The sequence below is a fragment of the Deltaproteobacteria bacterium genome, assembly GCA_029860075.1.
Taxonomy (GTDB): Bacteria; Desulfobacterota; JADFVX01; order JADFVX01; family JADFVX01; genus JAOUBX01.
Genome location: JAOUBX010000166.1, coordinates 1 through 2,383, shown reverse-complemented (window position 1 = coordinate 2,383; position 2,383 = coordinate 1). Strand labels below are relative to the sequence as shown.

Below are 2,383 nucleotides of genomic sequence, written 5' to 3'. Positions count from 1 at the left end.
AGTTCAACGTGACGGTTTATAACGTGATCATCCCGCCCACGGTTGATGCGGGCCTTGATCAGGCCCTTGATGAAGGAATGCCGGTTAGCCAGACGGGGACGGCTTCCGACAGCAACGGCACGGTTGAAAGTTATTTCTGGACGCAGGTTGCAGGCCCGGCGGTTACTTTGACTGGCGCTGATACGCTGACAATGAGCTTTACAGCCCCCTTTGTCAATACGAGCACAGTGCTGACCTTCGATCTGACCGTGACCGACAACGACGGCGCAACGGCCTCCGATCAGTTCAACGTGACGGTTTATAATGTGATCATCCCGCCCACCGTTGATGCGGGCCTTGATCAGGCCGTTGATGAAGGAATACCGGTTAGCCAGACGGGGACGGCTTCCGACAGCAACGGTACGGTTGAAAGTTATTTCTGGACGCAGGTTGCCGGTCCGGCGGTAACAATCAGCGGAGCCGATACGCCGACAATGAGCTTTACAGCGCCTTATATCAACACGAGCACGGTGCTGACCTTCGATCTCACCGTTACCGACAACGATGGAGCGACGGCTTCCGATACGTTCAATGTAATGGTTTATAATGTGATCATCCCGCCGACTGTCAATGCAGGTCCTGATCAGAGCTTTGATGAAGGAGCTTTTGTTAATCTGTCGGGCGTTGCAAATGACAGCAATGGTACGGTTGTCGGCTATTCATGGGTACAGACTGCCGGACCGGCTGTAACTTTGTCAGGCGCTGAGGCAAGTAGTGTTTCCTTCACTGCTCCGCAAGTGAATATGGATACTATTCTTACCTTTGAACTTACCGTTACCGATAACGATGGGGCAACGGCCAGTGATACGGTCAATGTAATGGTAAATAATATTTTACTGCCTCCTGCCAATCTGTCAGCTATCTACAATAAAGATAAAAACCTTTATTTTCATGATTTATCATGGGACCCGGTAGCAAACGTGACAGGATATAGAATCTATAGCAGCAGCAGCCCCCAGGGGCCATGGATACTTGCAGGCTCAACGACTGACACGACTCTCAGCATTCAGGTAAATAGGAATGATTTTTCTTATTATGTAGTCACTACCTATGATAATGGTGACGGTGAGAGTACCTACTCGAATTGGGCGGCTACAGACGGTTCTACAGGAGGATAATAAAGGCTGCGGCATTGCAGGAAAAGATCAAAATCCACCCTCTTTAAGAAGACCATTCTTAAAGGGGGTGTTCTTTTTTGTGACCCCTGGCGCTTTTCGTGGATAGCTTTTTTTCTCGTAAAGGCGCAGAGAAAGAAAAGCAAGAATATTATTTTGACAGGATTGACCGGATTAAAATCTGATTTGGAATGATTAATAATTCATTATATATTGTTAATGACACCCCTTCTCTCTGCGCCCTGGCGTCTCTGCGCGAAATAAAATCTTTTGACCCGCATTTGCCTTTTTCAATCCGCAATCCGCATTCCCAAATCCGCAATCAATAACTTCCCAGCCGCTCCAAACACTCCCCCTTAACCTCCTCCGCCACCCCCTTATACTCACTGCCTCTTTCAATAACCACATCAAGGTAGCCAATGGCTTCTTTCAGCATTTCATTGGCTCTTTCTTCATGGGTGTAAGCACCATAGTGGACCAGTTCGAGAAGCTTTTCTCCCCTTTTTAAAAGGACAAGATCGAGGTTGTTATATTTTTCAAGGTACTCTTCCAGTATCTTTTGCTGCCCTTCCAGGTAAAACTGAAAAATCTGCAAAAGACCCCAGCGGAGATTTGCACTTTTATGTTCACCGCCTGTATCCCCGGTGAATGCCTCCAGCGTAGATGAGCAAATCAGCTCTGCCAAAGCCTCCAAAGCAGAGGTATGACTTTCCAAATGATTACACATATCCCTCATAAGCCATTCATCAAATTCCCCTTCCTTCCGCTTTGTCTCTGCCATGACTTGACCCTCCACTTCTTATGGTATGTTATGAAAAGTTATGAATTCACAAGAAGCTAACAGAATAATTCACTGTTGTCAAGAGTTCTTATTCGACTATAATGAAAATTATGAAAAATACAGTACATAAGAAAACGGAACGCGTTACAATTGCTACAATACCAATAGTTATCGAAGCCCTAAGGAAAGTTGCTAAATCAAATGAACGTTCTTTAAACTGGCAGATAGAGCGGATTTTGAAAGACTGGCTGCTTGAGAAGGGTGAGATTACAAAAGAAGATCTGGAGTAGTATTTAAGCAATTTCTGTGAAGCAGAATTTGAATGAATGTAAGGGAAGGTGTGGAGCCTTCCCTTATTTTTTTTCTGTGCTTGATAAATGCCTGGTTGCAAGCCTGACCTCAGGCCACGCAAATCTTCCTCACCTCATGAAAAAGGGATATTGAAGAA

The 2,383-nt window shown here is 45.7% G+C and carries 3 protein-coding genes; 2 read left to right on the top strand and 1 reads right to left on the bottom strand.

All coding sequences use genetic code 11. The features are described 5' to 3' along the window. A partial coding sequence (locus OEV42_21560) for a hypothetical protein (protein ID MDH3976857.1) occupies positions 1 to 1,157 on the top strand: 1,157 nt, incomplete at its 5' end. Between the two features lie 319 nt (positions 1,158 to 1,476). Here the strand turns inward: OEV42_21560 and OEV42_21555 are convergent. Beyond that, positions 1,477 to 1,935 carry a hypothetical protein gene (locus OEV42_21555; GenBank protein MDH3976856.1) on the bottom strand — a complete coding sequence of 153 codons (459 nt, stop codon included), beginning with the start codon at positions 1,933 to 1,935 and terminating at the stop codon, positions 1,477 to 1,479. 101 nt (positions 1,936 to 2,036) lie between these two features. On the opposite strand from OEV42_21555, the gene OEV42_21550 reads away from it, so the two are divergent. Then, positions 2,037 to 2,225 carry an Arc family DNA-binding protein gene (locus OEV42_21550; protein ID MDH3976855.1) on the top strand — a complete coding sequence of 63 codons (189 nt, stop codon included), beginning with the start codon at positions 2,037 to 2,039 and terminating at the stop codon, positions 2,223 to 2,225. The last annotated feature ends 158 nt before the right edge of the window (positions 2,226 to 2,383 follow it).